The sequence below is a fragment of the Streptomyces hesseae genome (assembly GCF_031845785.1).
Classification (GTDB): Bacteria; Actinomycetota; Actinomycetes; order Streptomycetales; family Streptomycetaceae; genus Streptomyces; species Streptomyces hesseae.
On the sequence record NZ_JAVRFI010000001.1, the window covers coordinates 176,536 to 202,330 of the forward strand.

Annotated in this window: 22 protein-coding genes; 8 read left to right on the top strand and 14 right to left on the bottom strand. The window is 74.4% G+C overall.

The window, feature by feature from the left end; all coding sequences use genetic code 11:
- Window positions 1–193: 193 nt before the first annotated feature.
- Window positions 194–1,231, top strand: a complete 1,038-nt coding sequence (locus RM609_RS00770) for a hypothetical protein (protein ID WP_311606998.1) — start codon at window positions 194–196, stop codon at window positions 1,229–1,231.
- A gap of 25 nt (window positions 1,232–1,256) precedes the next feature.
- Here the strand turns inward: RM609_RS00770 and RM609_RS00775 are convergent, their stop codons facing one another.
- The gene (locus tag RM609_RS00775; RefSeq protein ID WP_311606999.1) at window positions 1,257–1,538 is read right to left on the bottom strand and encodes a hypothetical protein; all 282 of its coding nucleotides are present in this window, start codon (window positions 1,536–1,538) and stop codon (window positions 1,257–1,259) included.
- Window positions 1,535–2,278: an HNH endonuclease family protein gene (locus RM609_RS00780; RefSeq protein WP_311607001.1), complete on the bottom strand. Its 744-nt coding sequence runs from the start codon at window positions 2,276–2,278 to the stop codon at window positions 1,535–1,537. Before RM609_RS00780 ends, RM609_RS00775 begins: the two co-directional genes overlap by 4 nt.
- 207 nt (window positions 2,279–2,485) lie before the next feature.
- Between RM609_RS00780 and RM609_RS00785 the strand changes: the two genes are divergently transcribed.
- On the top strand, window positions 2,486–3,019 hold the full coding sequence (locus RM609_RS00785) for a DinB family protein (RefSeq protein ID WP_311607003.1): 534 nt from the start codon (window positions 2,486–2,488) through the stop codon (window positions 3,017–3,019).
- A 38-nt stretch (window positions 3,020–3,057) separates the two neighbouring features.
- Here the strand turns inward: RM609_RS00785 and RM609_RS00790 are convergent, their stop codons facing one another.
- The 6 genes from RM609_RS00790 to RM609_RS00815 all read right to left on the bottom strand — a co-directional run bounded on the left by RM609_RS00790 (window position 3,058) and on the right by RM609_RS00815 (window position 11,065).
- Window positions 3,058–3,849, bottom strand: a complete 792-nt coding sequence (locus RM609_RS00790) for an ABC transporter permease (protein WP_311607004.1) — start codon at window positions 3,847–3,849, stop codon at window positions 3,058–3,060.
- 7 nt (window positions 3,850–3,856) lie between these two features.
- Window positions 3,857–4,462 (bottom strand): ABC transporter ATP-binding protein, encoded by a 606-nt coding sequence (locus tag RM609_RS00795; RefSeq protein WP_311607626.1) that lies wholly within the window; start codon window positions 4,460–4,462, stop codon window positions 3,857–3,859.
- 125 nt (window positions 4,463–4,587) lie between these two features.
- On the bottom strand, window positions 4,588–5,472 hold the full coding sequence (locus RM609_RS00800; protein ID WP_311607006.1) for a sigma-70 family RNA polymerase sigma factor: 885 nt from the start codon (window positions 5,470–5,472) through the stop codon (window positions 4,588–4,590).
- Window positions 5,473–5,653: 181 nt separating this feature from the next.
- Window positions 5,654–9,877, bottom strand: a complete 4,224-nt coding sequence (locus tag RM609_RS00805) for an nSTAND1 domain-containing NTPase (RefSeq protein ID WP_311607007.1) — start codon at window positions 9,875–9,877, stop codon at window positions 5,654–5,656.
- Window positions 9,874–10,194, bottom strand: coding sequence for a CU044_2847 family protein (locus tag RM609_RS00810; RefSeq protein ID WP_311607008.1), 321 nt, complete (start codon window positions 10,192–10,194; stop codon window positions 9,874–9,876). Before RM609_RS00810 ends, RM609_RS00805 begins: the two co-directional genes overlap by 4 nt.
- A gap of 85 nt (window positions 10,195–10,279) precedes the next feature.
- Window positions 10,280–11,065 carry an alpha/beta fold hydrolase gene (locus tag RM609_RS00815; protein WP_311607010.1) on the bottom strand — a complete coding sequence of 262 codons (786 nt, stop codon included), beginning with the start codon at window positions 11,063–11,065 and terminating at the stop codon, window positions 10,280–10,282.
- A 130-nt stretch (window positions 11,066–11,195) separates the two neighbouring features.
- Between RM609_RS00815 and RM609_RS00820 the strand changes: the two genes are divergently transcribed.
- Complete coding sequence (locus RM609_RS00820; protein ID WP_311607011.1) at window positions 11,196–11,630, top strand: VOC family protein; 435 nt, start codon at window positions 11,196–11,198, stop codon at window positions 11,628–11,630.
- Between the two features lie 35 nt (window positions 11,631–11,665).
- Here RM609_RS00820 and RM609_RS00825 read toward each other — a convergent pair whose 3' ends face one another.
- Genes RM609_RS00825 through RM609_RS00845 form a run of 5 tightly spaced genes read right to left on the bottom strand, consistent with a single transcriptional unit; the run spans window position 11,666 to window position 19,410 of the window.
- A complete protein-coding gene (locus tag RM609_RS00825; protein ID WP_311607019.1) occupies window positions 11,666–12,970 on the bottom strand; it encodes an MFS transporter in 1,305 nt (434 codons plus the stop codon).
- Entirely contained in the window at window positions 12,967–13,485 is a 519-nt protein-coding gene (locus RM609_RS00830; RefSeq protein ID WP_311607020.1) for a nitrite reductase small subunit NirD, read from the bottom strand. The genes RM609_RS00825 and RM609_RS00830 overlap by 4 nt, the downstream gene beginning before the upstream one ends.
- Entirely contained in the window at window positions 13,482–15,986 is a 2,505-nt protein-coding gene (nirB, locus tag RM609_RS00835; protein WP_311607628.1) for a nitrite reductase large subunit NirB, read from the bottom strand. The genes RM609_RS00830 and nirB overlap by 4 nt, the downstream gene beginning before the upstream one ends.
- Window positions 15,987–16,039: 53 nt before the next feature.
- Window positions 16,040–17,293: an NAD(P)/FAD-dependent oxidoreductase gene (locus RM609_RS00840; protein ID WP_311607022.1), complete on the bottom strand. Its 1,254-nt coding sequence runs from the start codon at window positions 17,291–17,293 to the stop codon at window positions 16,040–16,042.
- A complete protein-coding gene (locus RM609_RS00845; protein ID WP_311607023.1) occupies window positions 17,290–19,410 on the bottom strand; it encodes a molybdopterin oxidoreductase family protein in 2,121 nt (706 codons plus the stop codon). Before RM609_RS00845 ends, RM609_RS00840 begins: the two co-directional genes overlap by 4 nt.
- A gap of 191 nt (window positions 19,411–19,601) precedes the next feature.
- On the opposite strand from RM609_RS00845, the gene RM609_RS00850 reads away from it, so the two are divergent.
- From RM609_RS00850 to RM609_RS00860, 3 genes are read left to right on the top strand one after another with little or no spacing between them, the layout of a single operon-like run.
- Window positions 19,602–20,747: a uroporphyrinogen-III synthase gene (locus tag RM609_RS00850; RefSeq protein ID WP_311607025.1), complete on the top strand. Its 1,146-nt coding sequence runs from the start codon at window positions 19,602–19,604 to the stop codon at window positions 20,745–20,747.
- 60 nt (window positions 20,748–20,807) lie between these two features.
- The gene (locus RM609_RS00855) at window positions 20,808–21,647 is read left to right on the top strand and encodes a sirohydrochlorin chelatase (protein WP_311607027.1); all 840 of its coding nucleotides are present in this window, start codon (window positions 20,808–20,810) and stop codon (window positions 21,645–21,647) included.
- Between the two features lie 2 nt (window positions 21,648–21,649).
- Window positions 21,650–22,024: a DUF488 domain-containing protein gene (locus RM609_RS00860; protein WP_311607028.1), complete on the top strand. Its 375-nt coding sequence runs from the start codon at window positions 21,650–21,652 to the stop codon at window positions 22,022–22,024.
- 16 nt (window positions 22,025–22,040) lie between these two features.
- On the opposite strand, the gene RM609_RS00865 is transcribed toward RM609_RS00860, so the two are convergent.
- Window positions 22,041–23,360, bottom strand: coding sequence for an aminotransferase class I/II-fold pyridoxal phosphate-dependent enzyme (locus RM609_RS00865; RefSeq protein ID WP_311607029.1), 1,320 nt, complete (start codon window positions 23,358–23,360; stop codon window positions 22,041–22,043).
- Window positions 23,361–23,495: 135 nt separating this feature from the next.
- On the opposite strand from RM609_RS00865, the gene RM609_RS00870 reads away from it, so the two are divergent.
- Together RM609_RS00870 and RM609_RS00875 are read left to right on the top strand one after the other, a co-directional pair.
- Window positions 23,496–24,704: an MFS transporter gene (locus tag RM609_RS00870; RefSeq protein WP_311607031.1), complete on the top strand. Its 1,209-nt coding sequence runs from the start codon at window positions 23,496–23,498 to the stop codon at window positions 24,702–24,704.
- A 141-nt stretch (window positions 24,705–24,845) separates the two neighbouring features.
- Entirely contained in the window at window positions 24,846–25,787 is a 942-nt protein-coding gene (locus RM609_RS00875; protein WP_311607032.1) for an FkbM family methyltransferase, read from the top strand.
- Window positions 25,788–25,795 lie beyond the last annotated feature (8 nt).

Below are 25,795 nucleotides of genomic sequence, written 5' to 3' on the forward strand. Positions count from 1 at the left end.
GACACAGACAACTCATCTCTTCCACACGTGACTTAATCGCCGCCGTCTTGTCGGCTGAATAAACCTCTTAAGGGGGCGCTCGGCCATTTTTCCGCCCATCGGAGGAATCCGTCCGCGAACACGGCTGTACACACGCTCGGTTGTACAGGCTGTCTCCGTGACGGGATGGCGAAGAGCAACACATGCAGGGGTGTTGGCCGCGCTTGCCGTGTTCGCGCCGGCGGGCGAGGCCTCGGCGGACGACGGCGGCGCGCACGCCGCGCTCGGCGACACGTCGGTGACGGCGGTCCTCCACCACCTGCCGAACCCGCTGGCCCTGCTCCCGCACCCGCCGACCCATGTGACCGCGTCGCTCCTGGGCGGCGCGGTGAACGCCGAGGTCATCGACAGCGGTACGGGGTGTCTGAACGTCAACGCGCAGGCGCCCGGCGCGAATGCGGACGCGGAGGTGTGGCTGCGCTGCCGCAAGGCGAGGCCGGCACCGCCCGCCCCGCCGGGCGGTGGCGGGGGCGGTGCCGGCGGGACGGGCGCCGGTGGCGCCGGTGGTGCCGGAGCGGGTGGCGCCGGGGCCGGAGGCGCGGGTGCGGGCGGCGCGGGTGCGGGCGGTGCCGGAGGGGCCGGCGGGGCACCTGGCGCCGGTGGTGCAGGCGCAGGAGCCGGTGGTGCGGGAGCCGGAGGCGGAGGGGCGGGAGCCGGAGGCGCAGGAGGCGGAGGCGCGCCCGGGGCCGGTGGAGCACCTGGAGCCGGTGGGGCGGGCGCAGGAGGGGGGCCCGGAGCCGGTGGGGCAGGAGCGGGGGGTGCCGGTGCGGGCGGCGCGGGAGCCGGTGGCGCCGGGGCCCCCGGCACACCGCCCGTTCCGGGCGCTCCTCCGGCGCCGGGCGCCCCCGCGCCCGTACCTCCGGGGGTGCCCGGGCAACCCGGTCACCCCGCGCCGGCGGCGCCCGCCGCGCCCGCCGCGCCCGGGCCACAGGCGCCGGGCGCCGTGCCCGTCAACAACGCGCCGCTCCCGGCCCCCGCACCGCCGCCGCCCGCGCCCGCCCCTCGCGCCCCGGCACCGCCGCCGCGTCCGGGGTACCCCCAGGGGTCCGCCCATCGCGGTCTCGTCAAGGCGCTGGGCAAGAAGGCGGTGCGCGGCTTCCCGCTGGTCACGCTCACCCTGCTGATCACGGCCCCGGCCGTGCTGGCCGTGGCCCTGCTGCGGCCGCGTTCGGGCAGCGCGCGACGCCGCTGACCTCGCGCGTCAGCGCGTCAGCGCGTCAGCGCGGCACCTCGGCCGCGCCCCCGGCGCGGACGGCCGCCAGGACCGCGTCGTGGAAGGCCCGCAGCCCCCCGGGCGGCACGGCCCGGGGGCCGCCGGTGAGCGTGTACCACTCCTCGGCCCCGGTGTACTGCACGCGGACGTCCGCCAGCCCGTCGGGGCGCCGCGCCGTGGCCACGGTGAGGTCGCCGGTGACGACCCCGACGTCGTCGGTCATGGCGCCGCCGGGTCCGGCGGTCACCTTGTCCTCGTAGTGCTCCTGGCTCGCTTCTGCGTTCATGCCTTACACGTATCCATCATCTTGGTGAGCATGCCTCGCTCCTCCTCGGTGACGCTCAGACCGTAGGTGGACTTCACCGAGGTCCACGCCCGGCCGTAGAAGCACCAGGCGCTCTTCGCCGGCGGCTGCCACTGGTCCGGGGACTGGTCGCCCTTGGACCGGTTCGAGCCGGCGGAGACCGTGAGCAGCTGCGGGTGCGTCAGGTCGTTGGCGAACGCCTTGCGCCGGTCGTCGTCCCACTTGTCGGCGCCCGAACGCCAGGCGTTGGCCAGCGGCACGATGTGGTCGATGTCCACCTGACCGGCCTTGTCGGCGGCCTTGTCGTCGTAGAGGCTGTGCCAGGTCCCGGCGACGGCCCGGCACTCCCCGTCCCGCTTCACGCCCTGGCCGTCCCGCTCCAGGACGGTCTCACGGGTGTCGCACTTGTTGCCCTGCTGGGCCCAGTGGGGGAACCGGGAGCGGCTGTAGCCGGACATCGAGTGCGGCTTCTCCACCTTCAGCGCGGCCAGTTGCTTACGGGCGTCGCCCGTCGCCGGGAGCCCCGGCAGCGGGTCGCCCGCGCGGTTCTTCCCCTCACCCGAGGGCGTCTTGGACGCCGGTGCCGACGCGCCGGCCGGGCGCGACGGGGAGACGGACGACGAAGCCGCGTCACCGGACTTGCCACCGCAACCGGCGAGGGCGGCCCCCACCGTGCACACGGCGACCACCAGCGCCCCGACCCGCCCCTGACGCAGCTTCATCCCTCAACAACCCCTTCAGTCACAGCACACACATCCGACATAACGTTCGATCCTACGTGCAGGCCGACCACCGGGGAGACCTGCCCCGTCGGCCAACCGGCAAGCCGAACCCACCCGGATGGCCCCATGGCGTTCACCCCTCCCCGATCGTGTGAATCCGTCGCCGGGGCCCGGTGCCGTGCGCGGGGGCGTCCTCACAGTGGGGTGATGACGCCATGGGAAGAGGACGAGGAACGGGCCGCCGGGGTCGTCGGATACGCCACCGCCCAGCTGGAGCAAACCCGGGAGTTGCTCGGCATGCTCAGCGACGCGCAGTACGTGTGCCGGCCCCATGAGGCCGGCAGTTGCGTCGCCGGTCACGTACGGCACTGCGTGGACCACTACACGGCGATCCTGGCCGGCGCAGGCGGCGGCACGGTCGACTACGACCGGCGGAAGCGCGGTGGTGTGCTGGAGACCGACCGGGGCGCCGCGCTGGCGCGGCTGGCCGATGTGTCCGCCCGGGTGGCCGCGGTCGTACCGGCGGATCTCGACCGGCCCGTGGACGTGCTCAGTGTGGTGGACGCCGCCGGCACGGTCGTCCGGACGCGCTCCACCGTGGGGCGGGAGCTGCTGTTCGTCGCGCACCACGCCGTCCACCACCTGGCGGTGATGGTGCCGGTCGCCCGCGCCCTGGGGGTGACCGTTCCCGTGGAGTTCGGGTACGCGCCCGCGACGCTCGCCTACCTCCGGCGGGTCTGAGCTGCCCGGACCGGCCGGGTCCCGCGCGCCCCCGGCGGTCAGCCGAAGAGGGCCGGCCTGCGGTCGCGGGTCTGCCGGTGGAAGGCGATCCCGGCGACGACGACGGCACCGAGGAACCACAGCGGGCCCAGCAGCAGGTAGAAGACCGGGAAGGAGTCCCGGAAGCCCGCCGTGACCGCGGCCTGCATGGCCCCGTAGGACGGCAGGTACCGGACGATGTCGTTGTCCGCGATCGGATTGGCGATCGGGCTCTGGAGACCCGTGTCGATGATGCTGGTCATGATGATGAGCAGCATGCCCGCCAGTTCGCCGCGCAGCGTCGCGCCGAGCATCACCCCGAAGCCGCCGTAGGTCAGGGCGCCGGTGGCCAGGGCGAGGCCGAGCAGCCAGGGCTGCCGGGGGTGCCAGTAGCAGCAGACCACGGCGGTGGCGTAGGCGCTGGTCAGCACGGACGCGATGAGCAGCGCGGCGAGCTTGGCGGCGATCAGGTGGGCGCGGGGGTAGCCGGCCATGGCGAGCCGGTGGTCGAACCGGCCGGCCGTGAAGGTGACCGAGAACATCATGAAGCCGACGATCAGGGTGACGGCGTTGAGGGCCCCGGAGATATTGCTGATGTTGTTGCCCGGCGCGGTGATCGTCTCGTTGGTCGCGCGCAGCAGGAACCGGGCCTCGGCGGAGGTGATCACCACATGGCCGAGGGAGATCCACAGCGGGAGGTAGAAGATGACGAGCACGAGGGCGAGGCGGTTGCGGGAGTGCTCGAGCAGCGCGTAGCGGGTGGCGGTGGAGAAGTACGTCCAGGTGGAGGTTGATCCGGAGCCGGCGCGCACGGCCGGCTCACCCGGCCCGTCGCGCGTCGTCGGCGAGCCGTCCGGCGTCGAGCCGCCACAGGTCGTCGAACCGGCTGGTGTCGTAGGCGATGTGGGTGACGACCAGGCAGGACCGCCCCGACGCCCGGAGCTGCCCGGCCAGTTCCCAGAACCGCTGGTAGGCCTCCCAGTCGAAGCCCTGGTAGGGCTCGTCCAGGAGCAGCAGGGGCGGGTCGTGCATCAGGGCGAGGACGAGATTGAGCTTCTGCTGGGTGCCGCCGCTGAGCGTGCCGATCCGGTGCCGGCGGTAGTCGGCGAAGCTCAGGGTCTCCAGGAGTTCATGGGCGCGGTCGAGGCCGGGCAGGCCGTAGGCGACCCGGAAGAGTTCGAGGTGCTGTTCGACGGTGAAGGCGGGGTTGAGCACGGTCTCCTGCGGGCAGTAGCCGATGGCGCCGGGGCCCTTGACCACGCCCCGGTCGGGCCGGAGCCGCCCGGCGAGGATGCGCAGCAGGGTCGACTTGCCGGACCCGTTCTCGCCGACCACCCCGGCCAGGCGGCCCGCCCGCAGCTCCATGTCGACGCCGCGCAGCACACGGTGCCTGCCGTATGCCTTGTGGACGTCGTGGACCTCCAGGAGCGGCCGCGCGTCAGTCATCGCTCCCATCCCTACCACCGGGGCGCCGCCCCCGGTGGTAGCCGGTCGGCCGGGGGCGGTCAGGAGCGGCCGATCGGCCGCGTCACCTCGTCGGACGGCCCGCCTCAGCCGTCGAGCGACGTCAGGTCGAGGGCGCTGAGGCGCTCGGGGTCGGCGAGGATGTCGATCTCGACGATCCGCCCGTCCGTGATCGTGAAGCCCAGGACGGCCGTCGGCCGCCCGTCGACGATGGACACGATGCCCGCGGCGCCGTTGACGAGCGCCGGGTGCGCGAAGCCGGCGGCGCGCTGGAAGAGGAGCGCCTGCCCGGCCACCGCGGCGGGGCCGCGCAGCTCCCGCGACGCGCCCGGGAGGCCCACGCCGGTGTCCGCGCGCAGGACGACCTCCGGGTCGAGCAAGGTCACCAGGGCGTCGAAGTCGCCGCCGCGCGAGGCGGCGAGGAACGCGTCGACGACCTCCCACTGCCGGCCGAGGTCCGCGTCGGGCACCGGAGCCGCGCCGCGTACCCGGCGGCGGGCCCGGCTGGCGAGCTGACGGGCGGCCGCCGGGGTGCGGCCGACCATGGGGGCGATCTCGTCGAAGGGCACGGCGAACATGTCGTGCAGCACGAACGCCAGCCGCTCGGCGGGGGCGAGCGACTCCAGCACCACGAGCAGCGCCAGGCCGACGGAGTCGGACAGCAGCGCCTCGTGCTCGGGGTCGATCCCGTCGGCGCCGCTCACGACCGGGTCGGGCACATGGACGTCCAGGGGCTGCTCGCCGCGCGTGGTCCGTGAGCGCAGCATGTCCAGGCACACCCGGCCCACCACGGTCGTCAGCCACCCGCCCAGATTCGCGACGCCCCCGGTGTCGGTACGCGCCAGCCGCAGCCACGCCTCCTGCACCGCGTCGTCGGCCTCGCTCAGCGAGCCCAGCATCCGGTAGGCGACCGCACGCAGGTGGGTGCGGTGGGCCTCGAAGCGCTCGGCCAGGAATTCCTCGTCGTTCATCGGTCGCTTTCTTCCGTCGGCATTCGTCATCCCCTTGACGAAGGAGACCGTACGGATGTGACACACCGGTTCACACGACCGGGGTGGCGGCACACGAACGCCGGGCCGCCAGGACGATGCCCTGGCGGCCCGGCGGGTGATACGTGTACCCGTCGTGGGTAACGACGGCAGGGGCGAACGGTCACGCGCAGGGGGCCGGGGAGTGCGCCTCCGCCGGGGCCGCCCGCGCCTCCTGCGGGGTGAGGGCGGTGCGGGCCGTGACGCGGCACAGCCGCTCGGTCCAGACGCGCGGGTCGAGGGGCACGACGGCGATGGACTCACGGCGGCCGCTGCCGACGAATCGCGTGTCGCCGAAGCTCGCTTCGTAGACGAGGACGCGGGCATCGTCGGTCATGTGGACGAGGCTGCTCTCGAAGCGGATGGCGCGTTCCCTCGTCCGGTCGACGAGGTCCCAGATCTCCAGCTGCTCTCCGACGACCTGGACGAACCGTCTGGGGCCCACGAACTCGCCCGATGACCCGAGGTCCAGTACCGGCCGGCCCACGTAGTCGTCGGCGGCGTCCCAGGTGCGCACGCTGCCGTCGGTGGTCAGGGCGTGCAGCAGGTTTCCGCTGTAGCTCAGCCTGCCGACGCGGGCGTTCCCCGGCAGCCGGACGGCCTTCCGGACCGCGCCCGTGGCGCTGTCGCGGATCTCGATCCGGGAGGCGCCCTTGACGGCCGTGGCGTACTCCGGAGCGTCGGCCCGGGCCGCCAGGCGCGGGGTGATGTCCTCCCGCTCCACCACCGTGGCGATGCCCTCGGTGGCCTGGACCACGACCGGCCGTCCGGTCATCCGGCCGGTACGTATGTCCCAGCGGCTGACGATCCCGTCGGAGGACACGAGCAGGCGGCCCTCGCTGTCGACGGCGAGTTCGGCCGCGCCGACCGGATAGGAGGGCGGTGGTGTGCCGCGCCGCTTCGGGAGGGTGAGCCGGTGCTCCAGTTTGAGGCCGGGGACGCTCCATACGGCCGCTTCACCGTACTGGCCGGTGGTGGTGACGAGGTGGCGTTCGTCGGGTGTGAACAGCAGGGGTGACGTGGCGGTCAGGATGTTCCCTGCGTCGGGGTTCGCCGATACGGTCCGCTGCCCGGGCGGGTCCCACAGGCGCAGCCGGACGGGCGTACGGCGGTCCAGGCCGGTGGAGAGCGCCGCGATGAGGTGCCGCTTCGGGCTCACTCGTACGCCGGTCGTGTTCTCCGGCAGCGATTCCAGGGCGTCGAGGCGGAAGCGGAGTGTGCCCAGGGAGGTGACCTGGTCGATGACGAGCAGCAGCTCCGAGGGGCCGGTGGCCGCGGCCGCCGCGATCCATTTCAGGCCGCGCACGGGCAGGACGCGCATGCCGGCCAGGCGGCCGGTGGTGAGGTCCCAGACGGAGAGGTTCGTCCGGGGGTAGTAGCCGAAGAGTCTGGCCACCGTGGGCGTGGAGACGACCAAGTGGCGGCCCTGGGCATCGAGGCGGATGCCGCGCCGGTCCGGGCAGTCGAAGCCGTCGCCGTCGAAGGAACGGGTGAGGCGGCCCGAGGCGAGATCCCGGACGGCCACCCGCAGTCCGGGCCGGTCCGCCGTGCTCCCCTCGCAAGTGACATCCGTGAGGGTGCGGCCGTCGGCGCTGACGAGCTGCTGCGTTTCCTTCACGGCGAACGAGCCGCCGGAGGCGCCGGTCCGGCGGTCCCATACGCTCACCTGTCCGTCGTGTTCGACCGTGAGCGTGGCGGGCCCGGGTCCCCGGCCCAGGACACGGCCGACGGCCCGGTCGGAGGTCCGTCCCGACGACGTGTCGACGATCCGGCCGTCGGACCGGCCGGCCATCAGGGTCCCGTCACCGGTGAAGGCCAGGGAGTCGGTCGTGGCGCCGCCCTGGGGCGGCAGGGTGATGTGGCGTTCGACCGGGACGGACGAGGCGGCCGGCCTCCATACGATCACGCGGGACCGGAGGTCGGCGGCGGCGAACCGCTGTCCGTCGGGGCTGATCGCGGTCCGGTACGGGGTGAAGCCCGCGACGGTCAGGTCGTGTTTCAGGGGGCGCTCGCCGCGCAGGTCCCACAGCGCGATCGTCTCCTTCCCCGTCACGGCCATCCAGGTCCGGTCCGGGGCCAACTGGACGTCGGTCTGCTGTTCCGGGGTGTCGACGATGTGCTCGAAGTCGTGGACGTCGATGTAGCGGGCGAGGAGGTTGGCGTAGGCCTCGGGTGTGTCACGGGTCCGGTACGCGGCGACGCTCAGCAGCGTCGTCGCGGTGGGGCGGGCGAGGGAGCGGCTGTTGGAGTCGGCCGTGGCGGCGAGCGCCCGGGAGGCCGCGACCGCGGCACGGTCCGCCGCGGCCCGGCGCTGGTAGACGAAGAGGGAGCCGAGGACCAGCGCGGCCGCCACCAGCACGGCGATCGAGCCCGTCACGCCGCGCCGGACGCGTCGGGCCCGTATCCAGTGGGCGTGGCTCGCGTCGACGTAGGCGCGCTCGGCCGGCAGGAGGTCGGCTCCTCGTTCCTCGCTCCAGCGCCCGGCCTCCCGCAGGGGCGCGCCGCGCAGCAGGTCGTCGGTGTGCTCGCCGCCGTCCTTCCAGCGCGCCAGGGCCTGGCGGAGTCCGTCCTGCCAGGTGCGGAACTCCATGTCCTCGGTGATCCAGCCACGCAGCCGGTCCCAGTGGCCGATCAGTGCCTCGTGGGCCAGCTCGGTGGTCTCGACGCCTTCGGCGGTGCGCCCGGCGACCACGAGGCGTGTCGTGGCGAGGCGCTGGGCGACGGCCAGGGCGCCGTCCGGTAGTTCGCCGCCGGGGACGATCCGGCGGGTGTGCCGTCCCTCGGGGCCGGGCCGGACCAGCTGGGTGAACAGCCGTCGGACGAGGGGGCGTTCGGAGTCGTCGAGGTCCTCCCCGTAGACCCGCTCGGCGTAGGCGGCCAGTGCCCCGGTCGCGCCGCCGAGCCGTTCGTAGGCGTCATGGGTGAGGACGCCTTCGCGCTGGGTCTCCCAGAGCAGGGTGAGGGTGAACTCCAGCAGGGGGAGGGCGCCCGGCTGTCCGGCGCAGTCCCGCAGGATCCGCTCGACCAGACCGGCCTCGTAGGCCACCCCCGTCCGTCCGGTCAGCGGCCCCTCGACGACCTGTCGCAGGGAGGTGGTGGGCAAGGGCCCCACAGGGACGATGCCCGAGCGCAGCCCGTCGGCCAGGTGGAAGCGGTCGAGCAGCGGATCGAGGAAATCGGAGCGCAGGGTGATCAGGGCATGAATCCTACGGACGGTGGCGCCGTCGGCGAGGCCGGTCATGGTCAGCAGTGCGGCCGCGCTCTCCTGTTCCTGGGCCATGAGTTCCTCGAACTGATCGATGATCAGGACGAGGCGGTGGGCGCGTGCGCGCTCCAGTGCGCGGTGGACGGTGTCGTCCAGGCCGCCCGCGCGCAGCACGGCGGCCAGTTTGGGTACTTCGCCGAGCCGTTCCGCTTCGGTGCGGCCCGGCTCCAGAAGGGGCAGGAGGGCGGCCGCGAGCGCGGCGAGCGGCGTACTGCCGCCGGCGGGCCGGAAGGCGGCCACCGCGAGATCGGTGCGGCGGCGGAGCAGCGGGACCACACCGGCGCGCACCAGGGAGGTCTTGCCGCTGCCGGAGGGGCCCACCAGGGCGAGGGCAGGGCCGCGGGGGACGCGCGTGGCGATGTCCGCGGCGAGCTCGCCGCGGCCGAAGAAGACCGGGGCGTCCTCCTCGCGGAAGGCCGCCAGTCCCCGGTAGGGGCAGGGCGGCAGGCTCCAGGGGCGCAGCGCGGGCCAGAGGTCGACGAGCGTACCGCTGGGGATGACATAGGAGGTGCGCAGGCCGGGGCCCGCCTCGGCGGCGACCGCGATGCCGACGACGCCCTGCACGTCGTCGTCCCAGACGGGGGTGCCGCTGAAGCCCGCCTGGACGGTGAATCCGGTGCCGCGTTCGTCGTCGACCTGGAGCCAGCCGACAGCCGTACGGTCGCGGAGCCTGCCGGTCGCCCAGGCGCCGTGGTCGTGGCGGACGGGGAAGCCGTACGCGCGGATCGCGTGGCCCCACAGCTCCCGCGTCGTCACCAGCCGTGCGGGGCCGGCCGGGGGCCGGGGCGGCGGGTCCGGGCGGAGTACCGCCACGTCCCCCGATCCGTCGGGCGCGATGGGCCACCACTCGGTGACGCGGGCGGGCCGGGGCGGCCCGGATCCGATGAGGGGGAAGTCGACGAACACGGGCTCGCCGGGCCGGTCCCGTTCGTCGCCGCGTCGCCCCAGGGCCTCGTTGACGACATGGGCGCAGGTGACCACGTGTTCGGGCGTGACGAGGACGCCCGCGCCCACGGGGACGCCGCCGGGGCCGCCGACGCGGGCGACGGCTCCGCGGAGGGCGCCGCCGCCCCGTGTGGTCATGCTGCCCTGTTCCACTTCACGGTGACCGAGAAGTTGGCCGCGGCGGCCGTCCTGGCGATGACGACGCCCGCCTCGGCGTCGACCTTCACACCGAAGTCGACGGTGATCTCGTCCGGCGCGTGGGCGAGCCCGCTTAACTGGGTGACGAACGCCTCGGCCATGGGCCGGAGGCGTTCCAGGGCGGCCTGTAGCGATTCGCCCGCGGCGGCGATCACTTCGCCGGGGCGGGCCACCCGGACGATGCCGTCCGCCACGTCGGCGGCCTCGACGAGGACCGGTTCGGAACCCTCGACGGGCACCCGGATCAGGTACACCACACTGCCCTCCGTCTCAGGGGAACGGTGAGGAGGAGATGGCGGGGGCGTCGAGTCTAGGGCCTTACCGGCCATGAACGCAGTGGTTTCACGGCCCCGGTTCGAGGCGCCGGCCCCGGCCCTCGGCGGCGTCGATCAGCACCCGGGCGGTGGCGGTGGGCACGGAGAGCATCGGGTAGTGGCCGGTGGGCAGTTCGAAGAAGGTGGTGTCCTTGTCGACAACGGCCCTCAGTCGTGGGTCGCCGGCCCGGTAGAGGGCCTCGATCATGGCTACGGTGTTGCCGTTGGCCGTGCAGAACACCGCGGAGGCGGGCAGCCCGTCGCCCGCCCCGGTCAGGCGGAGGGGTTCGGTGAACGAGCCGTAGGGGTGGCCGACGGCGAGGCGGCGCATCCGGGCCAGGGCCGCGTCGTCCAGGCCGTCGACGCTGCCCCACAGGGGAAGTTCGTGCGGGTCCGGGAGCGGGTGGCGTAGGCCCTCGCCCTCGGTCGCGACCCGTTCCTCGAACGCCGCCCGCCGTTCGGGGTCCATGAAGGTGTTCACGACGCTCTGCCCGTCCCGGGGCGCGGCGGCGTCGAGGAAGACGACGCGGCCGACGCGCCCCGGGGAGCGGTCGGCGGCGCCGAGGACGGGGAAGACGCCGTAGCTGTGGCCCACCAGGACGACGCCGGAGAGCTCTTCGTACTCCAGGACGTTGAGGATGTCCTGGATGTGGGTGCCCACCCCGGTCTCCGCCGTGGCGAGATGCGCGCGGTCCCCGAGGCCGGTCAGGGTGACCGGTACCGCCCGGTGCCCCGCGCCCTCCAGCTCCGTCGCGACGTCCCGCCAGGCCCAGCCGCCCAGCCACCCGCCCGCCACCAGGACGAACACCGCCATGACACGCACCTCCCGGATCCGCATATCGCGTTCGGTTCACACAGTGCCACTGCCGGACGGGGCCGTCCCGGCAACATGCGGATCCACACCGGGAGATGAGCGACAGGGTCCCCCCTGCTATGGTGCGCCGATGTCATCGATCAGGAAGTTCCAAGTCACCTTCGACTGCGCGGAACCCGAGCGCGTCGCTCGTTTCTGGTGCGAGGTGCTGGGGTACGTCGTACCGCCGCCACCGGATGGGTTTGCCACGTGGGACGATTTCAATCGCTCTCTTGCGCCTGAGCGGCAGGGTGCGGCGTTCGTCTGCAGTGATCCCTCGGGTGTGGGACCGCGGCTGTACTTCCAGCGCGTTCCCGAAGGCAGGGTCGTCAAGAATCGGGTGCATCTCGATGTGCGGGTCGGCACCGGGCTCGTGGGGGACGAGCGTCTCGCCGCGCTCCAGGCCGAGTGCGCACGGCTGGTCGCGCTCGGCGCGGTATGCGTGCAGGTGCTGCATGCCGATGGGGAGAATGAGTCGTGTATCGCGATGCAGGACATCGAGGGCAACGAGTTCTGTCTCGACTGAGCGTCCTCCCCACGGAATAACCCTCAGAACCCCCGCTAGAACCCCCGTCGCCCGTACACCCCGTACGTCACCCCCGCGCACACCGCGTAGAAGACGAGGAACCCCGCATACGCCCACTCGCCGTTCCCCGTGCTCTGGAACGACTGCCGGAACGCCACGTTCACCAGCACTCCGCCCAGCGCGCCCACCGCGCCGGCGAAGCCGATGAGTGTGGTCGCGCGGCGGACCCGGGTGCCGTGGACGGCCGGGATCATGCGGTAGGTCGAGCCGTTGCCGAGGCCGCTGAGGACGAACAGGGCGATGAAACCGGTGAAGAAGACCACGGCCCAGTGGGCCCGCGCGGCGACGAGGATGAGGGCGCTGCCCGCCGCCATGGCCGCGAAGGCGGCGAGGGTGACGCGGGCGCCGCCGAGGCGGTCGGCCAGGGCGCCCCCGAACGGGCGGGCCAGCGATCCCAGCAGGGGGCCGACGAAGGTGAGGCTCGCGACCTTCACCGGTGTGTCGAACTGATCGTGGAACTGCGTCTGGAGCACCAGTCCGAAGGCGAACGAGAAGCCGATGAACGACCCGAACGTCCCGATGTACAGCAGCGAGAGCCCCCAGGTGTGGCCGTCGCGGATGATCTCGCGGAGCACGGGCCGGGCGTCGCGCACCGCCGGGAGGTCGTCCATCCAGCGCAGGGACCCGAGGGTGGCCAGGACGATCAGGGGGACGTAGGCCAGCGGGAGCACGGTGGGATGTCCCGCGCCGGCGGTGGCGAGGACGAGGAGGCCGGCGAGCTGCACGACGGGGACGCCGATGTTGCCGACGCCGGCGTTGACGCCCAGGGCCCGGCCCTTGAGGCTCCGGGGGTAGAAGGCGTTGATGTTGGCCATGGAGGAGGCGAAGTTGCCGCCGCCCACCCCCGCCACGGAGGCGACGAGCAGCAGCGTCGTGAAGGACACCCCCGGCCTGAGGACGGCGGCCATGAGGAGGGTGGGCACCAGCAGGAGGAGCGAGCTGAACACCGTCCAGACTCGGCCACCGAAGCGGGCCACCGCGTATGTGTAGGGCAGCCGCAGGACGCCGCCGACGACGGTCGGCACGGCCGTGAGCGTGAACTTGCCCGCCGGGTCGATGCCGTACTCGGGGCCGAGGAAGAGCACCAGCACCGACCACATGCTCCATACCGAGAAGCCGATGTGCTCGGTGAACACGGACAACAGCAGATTGCGCCGGGCGACGCGGGCGCCCGTGCGCTCCCAGAACTCGGGCTCCTCCGGCCGCCAGTCGGTCAGGGTGCGCCCCCGGGCGGACGGGTCCGCCGGGGTCACAAGGCCCACCGGGGCCGCCGGGGTCACCGGGTCTCCAAGGCGCGCGGGGCCGCCAGGGCCGACAGCGCCGCCAGGGCCGTCATGGCCGACGGGCTTCCCGGGGCCGAGGGGGCCTCCGGTCCGGGCACGGGGTGGACCGCGCGGACCGGCCACGTCCGCAGGCCGTCCGCCGTGGCGCCCCCGTCCTCGCCGCCGTCCTCGCCGACGCGCACGCCCGTCCGCAGGTCGTACGTCTCCTTGTACATGGGCGAGGTCACCACCGGCACACCGCCGACGCTGCCGGTGATCCCCCGCGAGATGACGTACGCGCCGCTGACGGGGTCGCGGTTGTCCAGCGCGTAGAGCGTTCCGTTCTCGTCGCGGAAGACCGCGACCTGCCGCCCGGCGACGAGGGCGGTGACGCCGCGCCCCGGGGTGAGGTCGCCGTAGCGGCAGACGGCGGTCCAGGCCGTGTCGCCGCCGGTCCCGCCGATCTCCACCCGCGCGTCGGGGTGGAGGCGGCCGGGCGGCGCGGTGAGGAGGGTGGAGGGGTGATCGTTCATCGGGTGCCTACCTCTTCGGGGAGGGCCGGGCGGATCTGCCCGCGCTCGGGGACGAAGCTGACGGAGGGGTCCGGGGTTCCCGGGGCGTTGACGAAGGAGACGAAGCGCCGCAGCCGGTCGGGGTCGGCGAGGGTGGCGGCCCACTCGTCCTCGTAGCCCTCGATGTGCCGGGCCATCAGCTCGTCCAGCTCCTCGGCGATGCCGAGCGCGTCGTCGACGACGACGGCGCGCAGGTGGTCGAGGCCGCCTTCGAGGCGTTCGATCCAGGGGGCGGTGCGCTCCAGCCGGTCGGCGGTGCGGATGTAGAACATCAGGAAGCGGTCGATGGTCCGCAAGAGGGTGTCGCGGTCGGTGTCCTGGAGGAGGAGGTCGGCGTGGCGGGGGGTGGCGCCGCCGTTGCCGCCGACGTAGAGGTTCCAGCCCTGGGCGGTGGCGATGACGCCGAAGTCCTTGCTCTGCGCCTCGGCGCACTCGCGGGCGCAGCCGGAGACGGCCGCCTTGATCTTGTGGGGGGCGCGCAGGCCCCGGTAGCGGAGCTCGAGTTCGATGGCGAGGGCCACGGAGTCCTGGACGCCGAAGCGGCACCAGGTCTGCCCGACGCAGGACTTCACGGTGCGCAGGGACTTGCCGTAGGCGTGCCCGGACTCGAAGCCCGCGTCGACGAGGCGGCGCCAGATCTCGGGGAGCTGGTCGACGGTGGCGCCGAACATGTCGATGCGCTGACCGCCGGTGATCTTGGTGTAGAGGCCGAAGTCACGGGCGATGGCGCCGATGGTGATCAGGCCTTCGGGGGTGATCTCGCCGCCGGGGACGCGGGGGACGACGGAGTAGGAGCCGTTGCGCTGGAGGTTGGCGAGGAAGTGGTCGTTGGTGTCCTGGAGGGCGGCCTGTTCGCCGTCGAGGATGTAGGAGGTGCCGCCGCCGGGCCCGGCCAGGATGGAGGCGACGGCGGGCTTGCAGACGGCGCAGCCCCGGCCGGTGCCGTGTTCGGCGAGGAGCCGGGCGAAGGTGGTGATGCCCTTGACGCGGATGATCTCGTAGAGCTCGGCGCGGGTGTGGGTGAAGTGCTCGCACAGGCCGCGGGTGGTCTCGACGCCCGCCGCGGCGAGTTCGCCGGTGACGATGGAGGTGAGGAGTTTCTCGCAGCTTCCGCAGCCGGTGCCGGCCTTGGTGCACTTCTTGACGGCGGGGACGGAGGCGCACCGGCGCTCGCCGACGGCGGCGCGGATGGTCGCCTTGGTGACGTTGTGGCAGGAGCAGACGACGGCCTCGTCGGGCAGCGCCGCGGCGCCGACACCGCCGCCGGAGGATCCGGCCGGCTGGGGCAGGAGCAGTTGTTCCGCCGGTAGGGGCAGGGGGGCGCCGTTGACCGCGAGGGGGCGCAGCGTGGCGTAGGCGTCGGTGTCGCCGACGAGGATGCCGCCGAGCAGGGAGCCGTCGGGGCCGAGGGTCAGCTTCTTGTAGACGCCGGCCCGGCTGTTGGCGTAGGTGACATCCAGGGCGCCTTCGGTGGTGCCGTGGGCGTCGCCGAAGCTGGCCACGCCGACGCCGAGGAGCTTGAGCTGGGTGGAGGTGTCGGCGCCGGTGAACTCCCCGGTCGCGTCACCGGTGACGGCGCGGGCGGCGGTCTCGGCCATGGCGTAGCCGGGGGCGACGAGCCCGTAGACGCGGCCGTCGACGGCCAGGGCGCATTCGCCGATCGCGAAGACGTGAGGGTCGGCGGTGCGGCAGCGGGCGTCGACGACGATGCCGCCGCGTTCGCCGACGGGCAGGCCGCAGTCCCGGGCGAGCCGGTCCTGGGGCCGGACACCCGCCGAGAAGACGACGAGGCCGGTGGGGAAGCCGGTGCCGTCGGAGAGGGTCAGGGCGCTGACGCGTCCGTCGGGGCCGGTCTCGACGGCCTGGGCGCCGGCGCTCGTGTGCACGGTGACGCCGAGGTCCTCGATCTTGCTGCGGAGCAGCGCGCCGCCGGCGTCGTCTATTTGAAGGGCCATCAGCCGGGGGGCGAATTCGACGACGTGGGTGTCGAGTCCGAGGGCGCGCAGGGCTCCGGCGGCCTCCAGGCCGAGGAGTCCGCCGCCGATGACGGCGCCGGTGCGGGCCCGGCCGGCGTCGGCGCGGATGGCGGCGACGTCCTCGAGGGTGCGGTAGACGTGGCAGCCGTCGGCGTCGTGGCCGGGGACGGGCGGGACGAAGGGGTAGGAGCCGGTGGCGAGGACCAGCGTGTCGTAGGGCACGCGGGCGCCGGAGGCGGTGGTGACGGTGCGGGCCGGGCGGTCGACGGCGACGGCCGGGTCGCCCAGGCGCAGGTCGATGCCGTGGGTGGTGAGGAAGTCCGGCGGGCACAGCGACAGTTCGTCGGCGGTGGTGCCGTTGAAGGCCGAGGTGAGGTGGACGCGGTCGTAGGCGGGCCGGGTCTCGGCCGCGAGGACGGTCACCTCGAAGCGCCCGGCCGTGCCGGTCCGCTCGTGGAGGGCTTCCAGGAAGCGCTGGCCGACCATGCCGTGGCCGACGAGGACCAGTCGGCGCGGGGCGGAGGTGGAGAACGGGGGCGTCACGCGCGGGCTCCTTCGGGGATGAGCAGGTAGGAGGGGTCTGCGGGCAGGGATTCGTCCCGGTGCCAGGCGAGTGCGATGTCGCCCGTGGCGGTGAGGTCGCCCAGGAGGACGCCGGCGACGAGCCGGTCGCCGCGCAGGACGAGCGTGGCGGAGGTGCCGAGCGAGGTGTCGGCGTAGCGCAGCACGTCGTGGCCGGGGGCGTGTTCGGCGGCCATGTCGCCGAACGCGGTGAGCTGGAGGGGGCCCGTCGACAGCCGGGTCAGGGGCCGGGTGCCGGTGTGGCGGGCTCCGGGGTCCGTGCCCGCGAGGTGGGCGGCGAGGGCGTCGGCCTGGTCCCAGGCTGGTCCGGTCAGTCCGTGGACGACACCCCGGTGCTCGGCGCAGTCGCCGATGGCGTGGACGCCGGGGGCGGAGGTGGCCAGCCGGTCGTCGACGACGACGCCGTGGCGTACGCACAGCCCCGCCGCCCGCGCCAGCGCGGTGCGGGGCCGTGTGCCGCAGGCGAGCAGGACGAGGTCGGTTTCCAGCTTTGTGCCGTCGGCGAGTTCGACGGCGTGGACGTGGCCGGCGCCGTGCAGGGCGACGGGGTGGGCGGCGAGGTGGGTGGTGATACCGAGGGCGGTGAGCTGTCCGCACAGCAAGCGCGCGGACCTGTCGTCGAGGTGACGTTCCATCACCCATTCGGCCCGGTGGACGATCGTGGTGGCCGTGCCGAGGGCGGCCAGGGCCCGGGCGGCGCTGACGCCGAGCACTCCGCCGCCGATCACGACGGCGTGCGCGGAGCGGCGGGCGGCCGCGGCCAGGGCCCGGGAGTCGGCGAGCGTGCGCAGGACGTGGACGCCGCCGAGGAGTCCGTCGCCGTCGCCGGGCCCGCCGTCGTACAGGCCCCGCAGGGGCGGCAGGACGGGGGTGGCTCCGGTGGCCAGGACCAGGGTGTCGTAGTGGCCGGTGGTGCCGTCGGCCAGGGTGAGGGAGCGGGTGGCGGGGGCGACGGCCGTGACCCGGGTGCTGGTGCGGACGGTGGCGCCCTCGGCCAGGGGCAGGCCGATGCCGTCGGGGTCGTGGCGGCCGGTGAGGACGTCGGCGAGAAGGGTCCGGTTGTAGGGGGCGTCCGGCTCCGCGCCGTACAGCGTCACCTCGACGGCACCGGGGGCTGCGCGGGCGAGGAGTTGCTGGGCGAAGCGGGCGGCGGCCATGCCTGCGCCGACGACGGCGACGCGCCGGGTGTCCGTGCCGACGCTCGCGTTCATGCGCCGGCCTCGGCTTCGGCGGCCTTCTCCACCCGTACCGCGCAGACCTTGAACTCGGGCATGCGCGACTGGGGGTCCAGGGCGGGGTTGGTGAGGGTGTTGGCGCGGCCGGGTCCGGCCCAGTGGAAGGGCATGAAGACGGTGTCGGGGCGGATGGCGGCGGTGATCCTGGCGGGGGCGAGGGCGCGGCCGCGCCGGCTGGTGACGGCCAGTACGTCGCCCTCGCCGACGCCGAGGCGCTCGGCGAGGTGGGGGTGGAGTTCGACGAACGGGCCGGGGGCGGCCGCGTTGAGTTCGGCGATCCGGCGGGTCTGGGCGCCGCTCTGGTACTGGGCGGTGACCCGTCCGGTGGTGAGGTGCAGCGGATAGGCGCGGTCGGGCTCCTCCGCCTGCGGCCGGTGGCCGGCCCCGGCGAACCGGGCCCGGCCGTCGGGGGTGGCGAAGCGGTCGAGGAACAGGCGGGGCGTCCCCGGGTGCGCGGGGTCGGGGCAGGGCCAGAAGACGCCGTCCTCGGCGCGGATACGGGCGTAGTCGATGCCCGCGTAGTCGGCGGCGCCGCCCGCCGAGGCGCGGCGCAGCTCGTCGAAGACCTCCCCCGGGTCGTCGGGGAAGCCGCGTGTGGTGCCCAGGCGCGCGGCGAGCTCCTTGAGGACGGTGAGGTCCGTGCGGATCCCGGGGGGCGGGGGGACGGCCGCCTGCCGGAGGATGACCCGGCCTTCGAGGTTGGTGGTGGTGCCGGTCTCCTCGGCCCACTGGGCGGCGGGCAGGACGACGTCGGCCAGCTCGGCGGTCTCGGAGAGCACGACGTCGCTGACGGCGAGGAAGTCCAGCGCCCGGAGCCGCTCGGTGATATGGGCGGCGCGGGGCGCGGAGACGACCGGGTTGGAGCCCATGACCAGCAGGGCCCGTATGCCGTCGGGGGTTCCGGCGCCATCGAGGAGCTCGTAGGCGGAAGGGCCCGGTCCGGGCAGGGTGTCGGGGTCGACGCCCCAGACGCCGGCGACGTGGGCGCGGTCGGCGGGGTCCGTCAGTGAGCGGTAGCCGGGGAGCTGGTCGGACTTCTGCCCGTGCTCGCGGCCGCCTTGGCCGTTGCCCTGGCCGGTCAGGCATCCGTAGCCGCTGCCGGGGCGGCCGGCCTTGCCGGTGGCCAGGCACAGGTTGATCCAGGCGCGGACGGTGTCGGTGCCCTTGCTGTGCTGTTCGCTGCCGCGCGCGGTGAGGACCATGCCGGTGGCGGCGCCGGCGAACAGGCGTACCGCCTCGCGCAGTTGTGAGACCGATACCCCGGTGATCCGCTCGACCCGTTCGGGCCAGTGGGCCATGGCGGCGGCCCGGGCCCCTTCGAAGCCGGTGGTGCGGGCGGCGATGAACTCCTCGTCCAGGTGGCCGTCGGCGATCACCAGGTGGAGCAGCCCCAGGGCGAGCGCGAGGTCGGTGCCCGGGACCGGGCGCAGATGCAGGTCCGCCTGCTCGGCGGTGCGCGTCCGGCGCGGGTCGATGACGATCAGCCGGCCGCCGGCCTCGCGCATACGGGTGAAGTAGCGCAGCGCGGGCGGCATGGTCTCGGCGGGGTTGGCCCCGGCGAGGATGACGCAGCCGGTCGTCGCGATGTCCTCCAACGGGAAGGGCAGGCCGCGGTCGATGCCGAAGGCCGCGCGGTGGGCGGCGGCGGCCGAGGACATGCAGAAGCGGCCGTTGTAGTCGATGTTCGGGGTGCGCAGGACCACGCGGGCGAATTTGCCCAGCAGATACGCCTTTTCGTTGGTCAGCCCGCCCCCGCCGAAGACGCCGGCGGCCGAGCGGCCATGGCGTTCGGCGGCCTGCCGGAATCCGGTGGCCACCCGGTCCAGGGCCTCGGCCCAGGACGCCTCGCGCAGCACCCCGTCGCCGGGGTCGCGGACCAGGGGCGCGGTCAGGCGGACGGCGCGGGCCAGGAGGGCGGGCGCGGTGCGGCCCTTGCCGCACAACGCGCCCTGGTTGACGGGGAATCCGGGGCGTTCCTCGACGTCGACCGGCGGAGCTGAGGGCGACGGGGCGCCGGGACCGGTGGGTCGCGGCCGCAGTCGCATGCCGCACTGCAACGCGCAGTAGGGGCAGTGGGTGTCGGTCGAAGTCATGGCCCGAGCATGGGTCCCGCCCGTTACACCGCCGGGTCCGGGATATTGCGGACACGGCACGGATTCCTCACGCCCCCGCCGGGGCGATGTGATGTCCATGGCATCCGCATTTAACATGAGCCGGGCGAATGCTGATGCCTACATGACAGTGCCGCAACTCGCCGGTAACAAACTGTCGGAAACCTGAGCCCATGAGTACGGGGAACACGACCGCCGGGCCGGACACCGGGGCGGCGGGACCGCTGACGGGTTTCACGATCGGGGTGACGGCCGACCGGCGCCGCGAGGAGCTGGTGGCACTGCTCGTGCGCCGGGGGGCCCGCGTCGTCGAGGCCCCCGCGCTGCGCATCATGCCACTCGGTGACGACGTCGCGCTGCGCCGGGCCACCGAGCGCTGCCTCGCCGCGCCGCCGGACTACGTCGTCGCCACGACGGGGGTTGGCTGGCGCGGCTGGATGAGCGCCACCGAGGGCTGGGGAATGGCCGACGCGCTGCTGGGCGCGTTCCGGGACGCCACGGTCGTCAGCCGGGGCCCGAAGGCCACCGGCGCGGTACGGGCCTGTGGCCTGGCGGAGGCGTTCGCGCCCGGGACCGAGGCCAGTCACGAGGTGCTGACGTGGCTGCTCGCCCGGGACTTGAACGGCCGCCGGGTCGCGGTCCAGGAACACGGGGCGCCGCTGCCGGACTTCACGGCCGCGCTGCGCGAGCGGGGCGCGGAGGTCATCGAGGTCCCGGTCTACCGGTGGGGGCCGCCGGAGGATCCGGGCGCGGTCCGGCGCCTCGTGGAGGCCACCACGCGCGCCGAGGTGCACGCGCTGACATTCACCAGCGCCCCGGCCGCCGTGGCGCTGCTGGAGGCGGCCGCCGCGATCGGGCAGCGGGAACGGTTCCTGGCCGCGCTGCGCGACGGCGCGGCGGCGTTCTGCGTCGGGTCGCTGTGCGCGCAGCCCCTACGGGAGGCGGACGTGCCGGTGCACTGCCCGGAGCGGAGCCGGCTCGGCGCGCTCGTACGGACGCTGGAGGACGTCCTGTCCCGGTGCGGCCGCCGGGACCTCCGTCCCGGGCCGGACCGCCTGGTGCTCCAGGGCAACGCGCTCCTCGGCGACGGCGCCCCGGTGTGGCTGCCGCCGTTGCAGGCCGCGGTGCTGCGCGCCCTCGCCGAGCACCCCGGCCAGGTGCTCAGCCGCACCGAACTGCTGCTCCGCGCCTGGCCGGACGACCGCGCCGACCGGCACGCGGTCGATATGTCGATCGCCCGTCTCCGCAGGGCCATGGGCCGCCACGCGACCCTGGTCCGCACGGTCCCCAAGCGGGGCTACGCCCTGGCGGGGGCGTGATGGGCGGGTACCGGCCGGGTTCCGGCCGCGTCACGACCGTCCGCCGGGGGTGGTGAGCCGGTGACCGGAGACCGAGCCACCGCGACCGGGCACAGGAGCCTCACGACCGACGGCGGTCCCCCGGGGGCCGGGCCCGCGCCCGTCCTCGTCGCCGCCGCGCACGGCACCCGGGATCCGGCCGGTGTGCGGACCGTGCACCGGCTGCTGGAGCGGGTGCGGGCCTCGCGGCCGGGGCTGCGGGTGGAGTGCGGGTTCCTGGGACTGGCCTCGCCCTCGTTGCCGGACGTGCTCGACCGCGTGGCGGGGCCCGTCGTGGTGGTGCCCGTGCTGCTCGGCCCCGGGTATCACGTCCGTGTCGACATCCCGGCCGCGCTGGACGCCGCCGGCGCCGGTCACCGGGCCGTGACGGCGCCCGCGCTGGGCCCGGATCCACTGCTCGCCGAGGCACTGTGCGGGCGGCTGCGCGAGGCGGGGTGGCACGGGCGGGTGCCGGGCGGGGCCGTGGTGCTGACGGCCGCCGGGTCCCGGGACCCGGCGGCGACGGCGGCCACGCGCGCCACGGCCGGGCTGCTGAGCGCGCGGCTGGGCGCGCCGGTCGTCCCCGCGCACCTCGGCGGGCCGTTGCCCCCGCCCGCCGAGGCCGTCGCCGCGCTGCGCGGGCGCGGCCGCCCCGGGCCGGTGGCGGTGGCCCCGTACCTGCTGGCGCCGGGCGACTTCGCCCGGCGGGCCGCCGGGCCGGGCTGCGGGGCCGATGCCGTGGCCGCGCCGCTCGGCGCCCACCCGGCCGTGGCCCGGCTGGTCCTGCGCCGCTACGACGAGGCGGCGGCCGCTGCGGTGCGGCCGGCTCCGGGTGCGCGGCGGGCCGGCGCGGCGGACCATGAAAGCCCGACCGGGAGGTGACGGTGACGGCGAAGAAGGCCCGTGACATCCGGGTACGGAGGGTCTACGAGGAACCCGCGGCGGCGGACGGCGACAGGGTGCTGGTCGACCGGATCTGGCCGCGCGGCCTCAGCAAGGAGGCCGCCGCCCTCGACGAGTGGTGCAAGGACGTCGCCCCCTCGACCGGGCTGCGCACCTGGTACGGCCACGACCCGGGGAAGTTCGCCGAGTTCGGCCGTCGCTACCGGGCCGAGCTGCACGGTGACGCGACGCACAAGAACGCCCTCGGACATCTGCGGGAGGTGGCCGGTGAGCGGCCGCTCACCCTGCTGACGGCCACCCGCGCCCAGGACATCAGCGCCGCCGTCGTCCTCAAGGAGGAGCTCGAGCGGCGCTGATCCCCCGCCGTGTACCTCACCCCCCGTACGTCGCCTGGGACTCGCCCAGCACCGCCGCGAAGTCGGCGGCCAGCCGCCGCCCGTCGGCGGGCGGCAGCCCGGCGGCGGTGATGCGCACCCCTGGCGCGCTGCCGATCCGGAAGCGCGCCCCGGCCGCGACCCACCAGCCGTACGTCCGCAGCCCGTTGACCACGGCGGACTCGTCCCGCACGGGCACCCAGACGTTCATGCCGCTCACCCCGCGGGCCGCGATGCCGTGCCGGCCGAGCTCGCCGGCCAGGGCCAGCCGCCGTTCCTCGTAGGCGTCGCGGGCCCGGCGCACCAGGTCCCGGGTCCCGGAGTCCGTCATCAGGCCGAGGACCGTCTCCTGGAGGAGGTGGCTCACCCAGCCGGAGGTGAGCAGCATCCGCCCGTCGTGCCGGGCGAGGGTCGTCGCGTCGCACGCGGCGGCCGCCCAGCGCAGGTCCGTGCCCAGGTACTTGGTGACGGTCGCGACGTGCGCCCAGCGGGCGAGCCCACCACTGGTGAGGGTGTGGAGGGGGGCCGCCGCGATGCTCCCCGCGTGGTCGTTCTCGATCACGAGGACGTCGGGCGCCTCGCGCAGGACCGCCACCAGCGCGTCCCGGCGGGCGGGGGTGAAGCGGCCGCCGTAGGGGTTCTGCGCCCGGGGGCTGCACACCACGGCGCGCACACCCGTGCGCAGCGCCGCGCGCAGGGCCTCGGGGCGCATGCCCTCGTCGTCGACCGCGACGGCGACGGTGCGCAGCCCGAGCGCCGTGACGAGGTCGAGCATGTGGTGGTAGCCGGGGTCCTCCATGGCCACGGCGTCGCCCGGGCGGAGCTCCACGGACAGCAGCCGTCCGATCATGTCCAGCGCGCCGTGCGCGAACGTCACGTGCTCCACCGGCACCCCGTCGGCCCCCAGCCAGGCGCGGACGGCGTCCTCCAGGCGCGGCAGCCGGGGGGACGAGCGGTGGGAGCGGGCGCCGGGCGAGAGCCGGGCGGGCGGCAGGAGGTCGGGGAGGAAGGCCGGGTCGGGGTGGCCGCCGGCCAGGTCGCGCAGCCCTTCGGGCACCTTGGGCGGGCGCCGGGAGGCCACGGCGGGGGCGGGTGCGACGACCGTGCCGCCCCTCCCCCGCGTGACGACGATCCCGCGCCGCCGCAGTTCCTTGTAGGCGGTCGCGACCGTGCCGGGGCTGATCCCGAGGTCCTCCGCGAGCCTGCGCACCGGCGGCAGCGCGGCGCCGGGCTCCAGAGCACCCTCGGTCACGGCCCGTTCGACGGACGCGGAAAGGGCCTTGGCTGTCGTACCAGTGATCGCATATTGTGTTGCCACATCGTCAATTATGTATTGATACATATCTGGTCGGCAAGGGAATCGGGGGAAACCTTGAGCTCGGATCGCGGATGGATCACCACAGCCGTCGCCGCAGTCAACGCACGCGTACCAGGAGGGCGGGACGGGCGGCGCATGCTGGCGGTCGCCCTCGTCGACCGGGTGGGCAGCGGCCTGTGGGCCGCCACCTCGGTCCTGTACTTCACCTACGTCGCCCACCTCGGCGTGGCCCAGGTCGGCACCCTGGTCGCCGCCGCCGGGATCGTCGGCATCGCGGGCGCGCCGGCCGGCGGGCTGCTGGCCGACCGGCTGCCGGTCGTGCGTGTCCTGGCCGCCCTCCAACTGCTGCGCACCGCGGCCGCCGTGGGCCTGCTCCTCACCCACGACTACACGCTCCTGCTGATCTGTTCGGCGGCCGGCGGCTTCGGCGACCGGGCGTCGAGCGTGCTCACCAAGCTCTACGCCTCCCGCATCGCCGGGCCCGAACGGGTGCGCTACCAGGCGGTCCACCGCACCGTCGCCAACGCCGGCTGGGCCGTCGGCGGGCTCGGCGCGGCGGCGGCCCTCTCCGCCGGCACGACGACCGTCTACACGGGCCTCCTCCTCGGCGACGCCCTCTCGTTCGTCGCCGCCGCCCTGATCGTCCTGCGCTGCGCGGAGGTGTCCGCGCCCGCCCGCACGGTCACGGGCGACTCGGGGCCCGTACCGGCGGCACGTCCCACGAACCCCTGGCGGGACCGCATGTATCTCGCCTATGTGGTCAGCGAGACCGTGCTCTTCCTCGACGACGCCGTCTTCCGGGTGGGCCTGCCCCTGTGGGCGATCCGCGCCACCGACGCCCCGCACGGCCTCGTCCCCCTGCTGCTGGTGCTCAACAGCGTGCTGGTCGTGGCCCTCCAAGTGCCCCTCGCCCGCTTCGGCGCCACGACCGCCAGGTCGCGAGCGCTACTCCTCCCCCTGGGCGCCGTCTTCGCCGCGTCCGGCGTCGCCATGGCGGCCTCCGCCGCGCCCGGCGCCGTGCCCGCCACGATCTTCCTGACCCTCGCGGCCACCGGCTTCACCCTCGCCGAGATGCTCCACGCCACCGTGTCCTGGGAGTTGTCCATCGCCCTGGCCCCCGACACCGCCCAGGGCGCCTACCTGGGCGTCCACGGCCTCGCCCAGGCGACCCAGCGCGCCATGGGCCCCCTGGCCGTCACCGCGGCCATCGCCACGGGCCCCCTGGGCTGGACGGCCTTCGGCACCCTCATCGCCACCACCTGCGCCGCCCAGCACCGCCTCGTCCGCGCCCGCCTCACCACCCCGGCGCCGAGCCGGGAGGCCGTCGCGACGGCCCGGGTCTGACCGTTCCCACCCGGTCACCCACCGTCGCGCGGCGTACTCCGTCCGACGGCATCCCTCCCCGAACCACCCGGAGGACACCGGTCCTTCACGTACCGTGATGGTCTTCAGGACGCACCGGAAGGGCGCTGAAGGGGGAGGGCGATGGGATTCGCGTATCTGCGGTCGGACGCCGACCGGGCTGCGGGGACGGGCACGGCACGGGTGCTGGCGCGGGAGGCGGCCGGGTGTGTGCGGGACATGGCGGTGGGCGCCGGGCGGGCGCGGGGGGCCGGGCGGGTGACGGTGCCGTACTGGATGGCCCGGCGCTTCGCGGGTGCCGCCGGTACGCCCCTCGACGGCGAGACGTTACTCTCCTTCCGCTTCGCCACCCCGGACCGCCCCGCGTCCGTGGTCGTCCGGAGAAGCCAGAGCGATCTGCTGATCCTGTGGCAGGTGTTCCTGCGCCGCTTCTACGAGCTCGACGCCGTCTACGCGCTGGACGAGCCCCTCACCACCCTCGACACGGTGGTGGACCTCGGTGGCAACACCGGCCTGGCCGCCGCCTATCTGACGGCCCGCTACCGGCCGCGCCGGCTGCTGACGGTCGAGCCCATCGCGGAGAGCCTCGCCGTGCTGCGGCGCAACGCGGCGCTGTCCGGCCTGGAATGGATCGTCGAGCCGCTGGCCGTCGACGGCCGGGACGGGGAACTGGAGTTCGCGGTGAGCGGCTTCTGGGACACCTGCACCGCCGTCCCCGCCGTCCGTGAGCTGCGCCGCAGCCGCCCCCACCGGCTGGAGAACGTCCTGGCCCGGCCGTCGCGCACGGTCCGGGCCGTCACCGTGGAACGGCTGCTGGACAAGCACGGCATCGACCGCGTCGACCTGCTGAAGGTCGACGTAGAGGGCAGCGAGACCGGGATCTTCGCCGAGCCCCGGCCGTGGATGGCCCGGGTGGCGCGGATCGTGATGGAGATCCACGACAAGTACATCGACGGCATCGCCGTGCGCTCCACACTGGCCCGGGCCGGCTTCCGCCGCGTCCCGCCCCGGGTCCCCGACCCGGTCGGCTTCAACCCCGTGGAACTCTACGTCCGCCGCGCGTAGATGTCCTC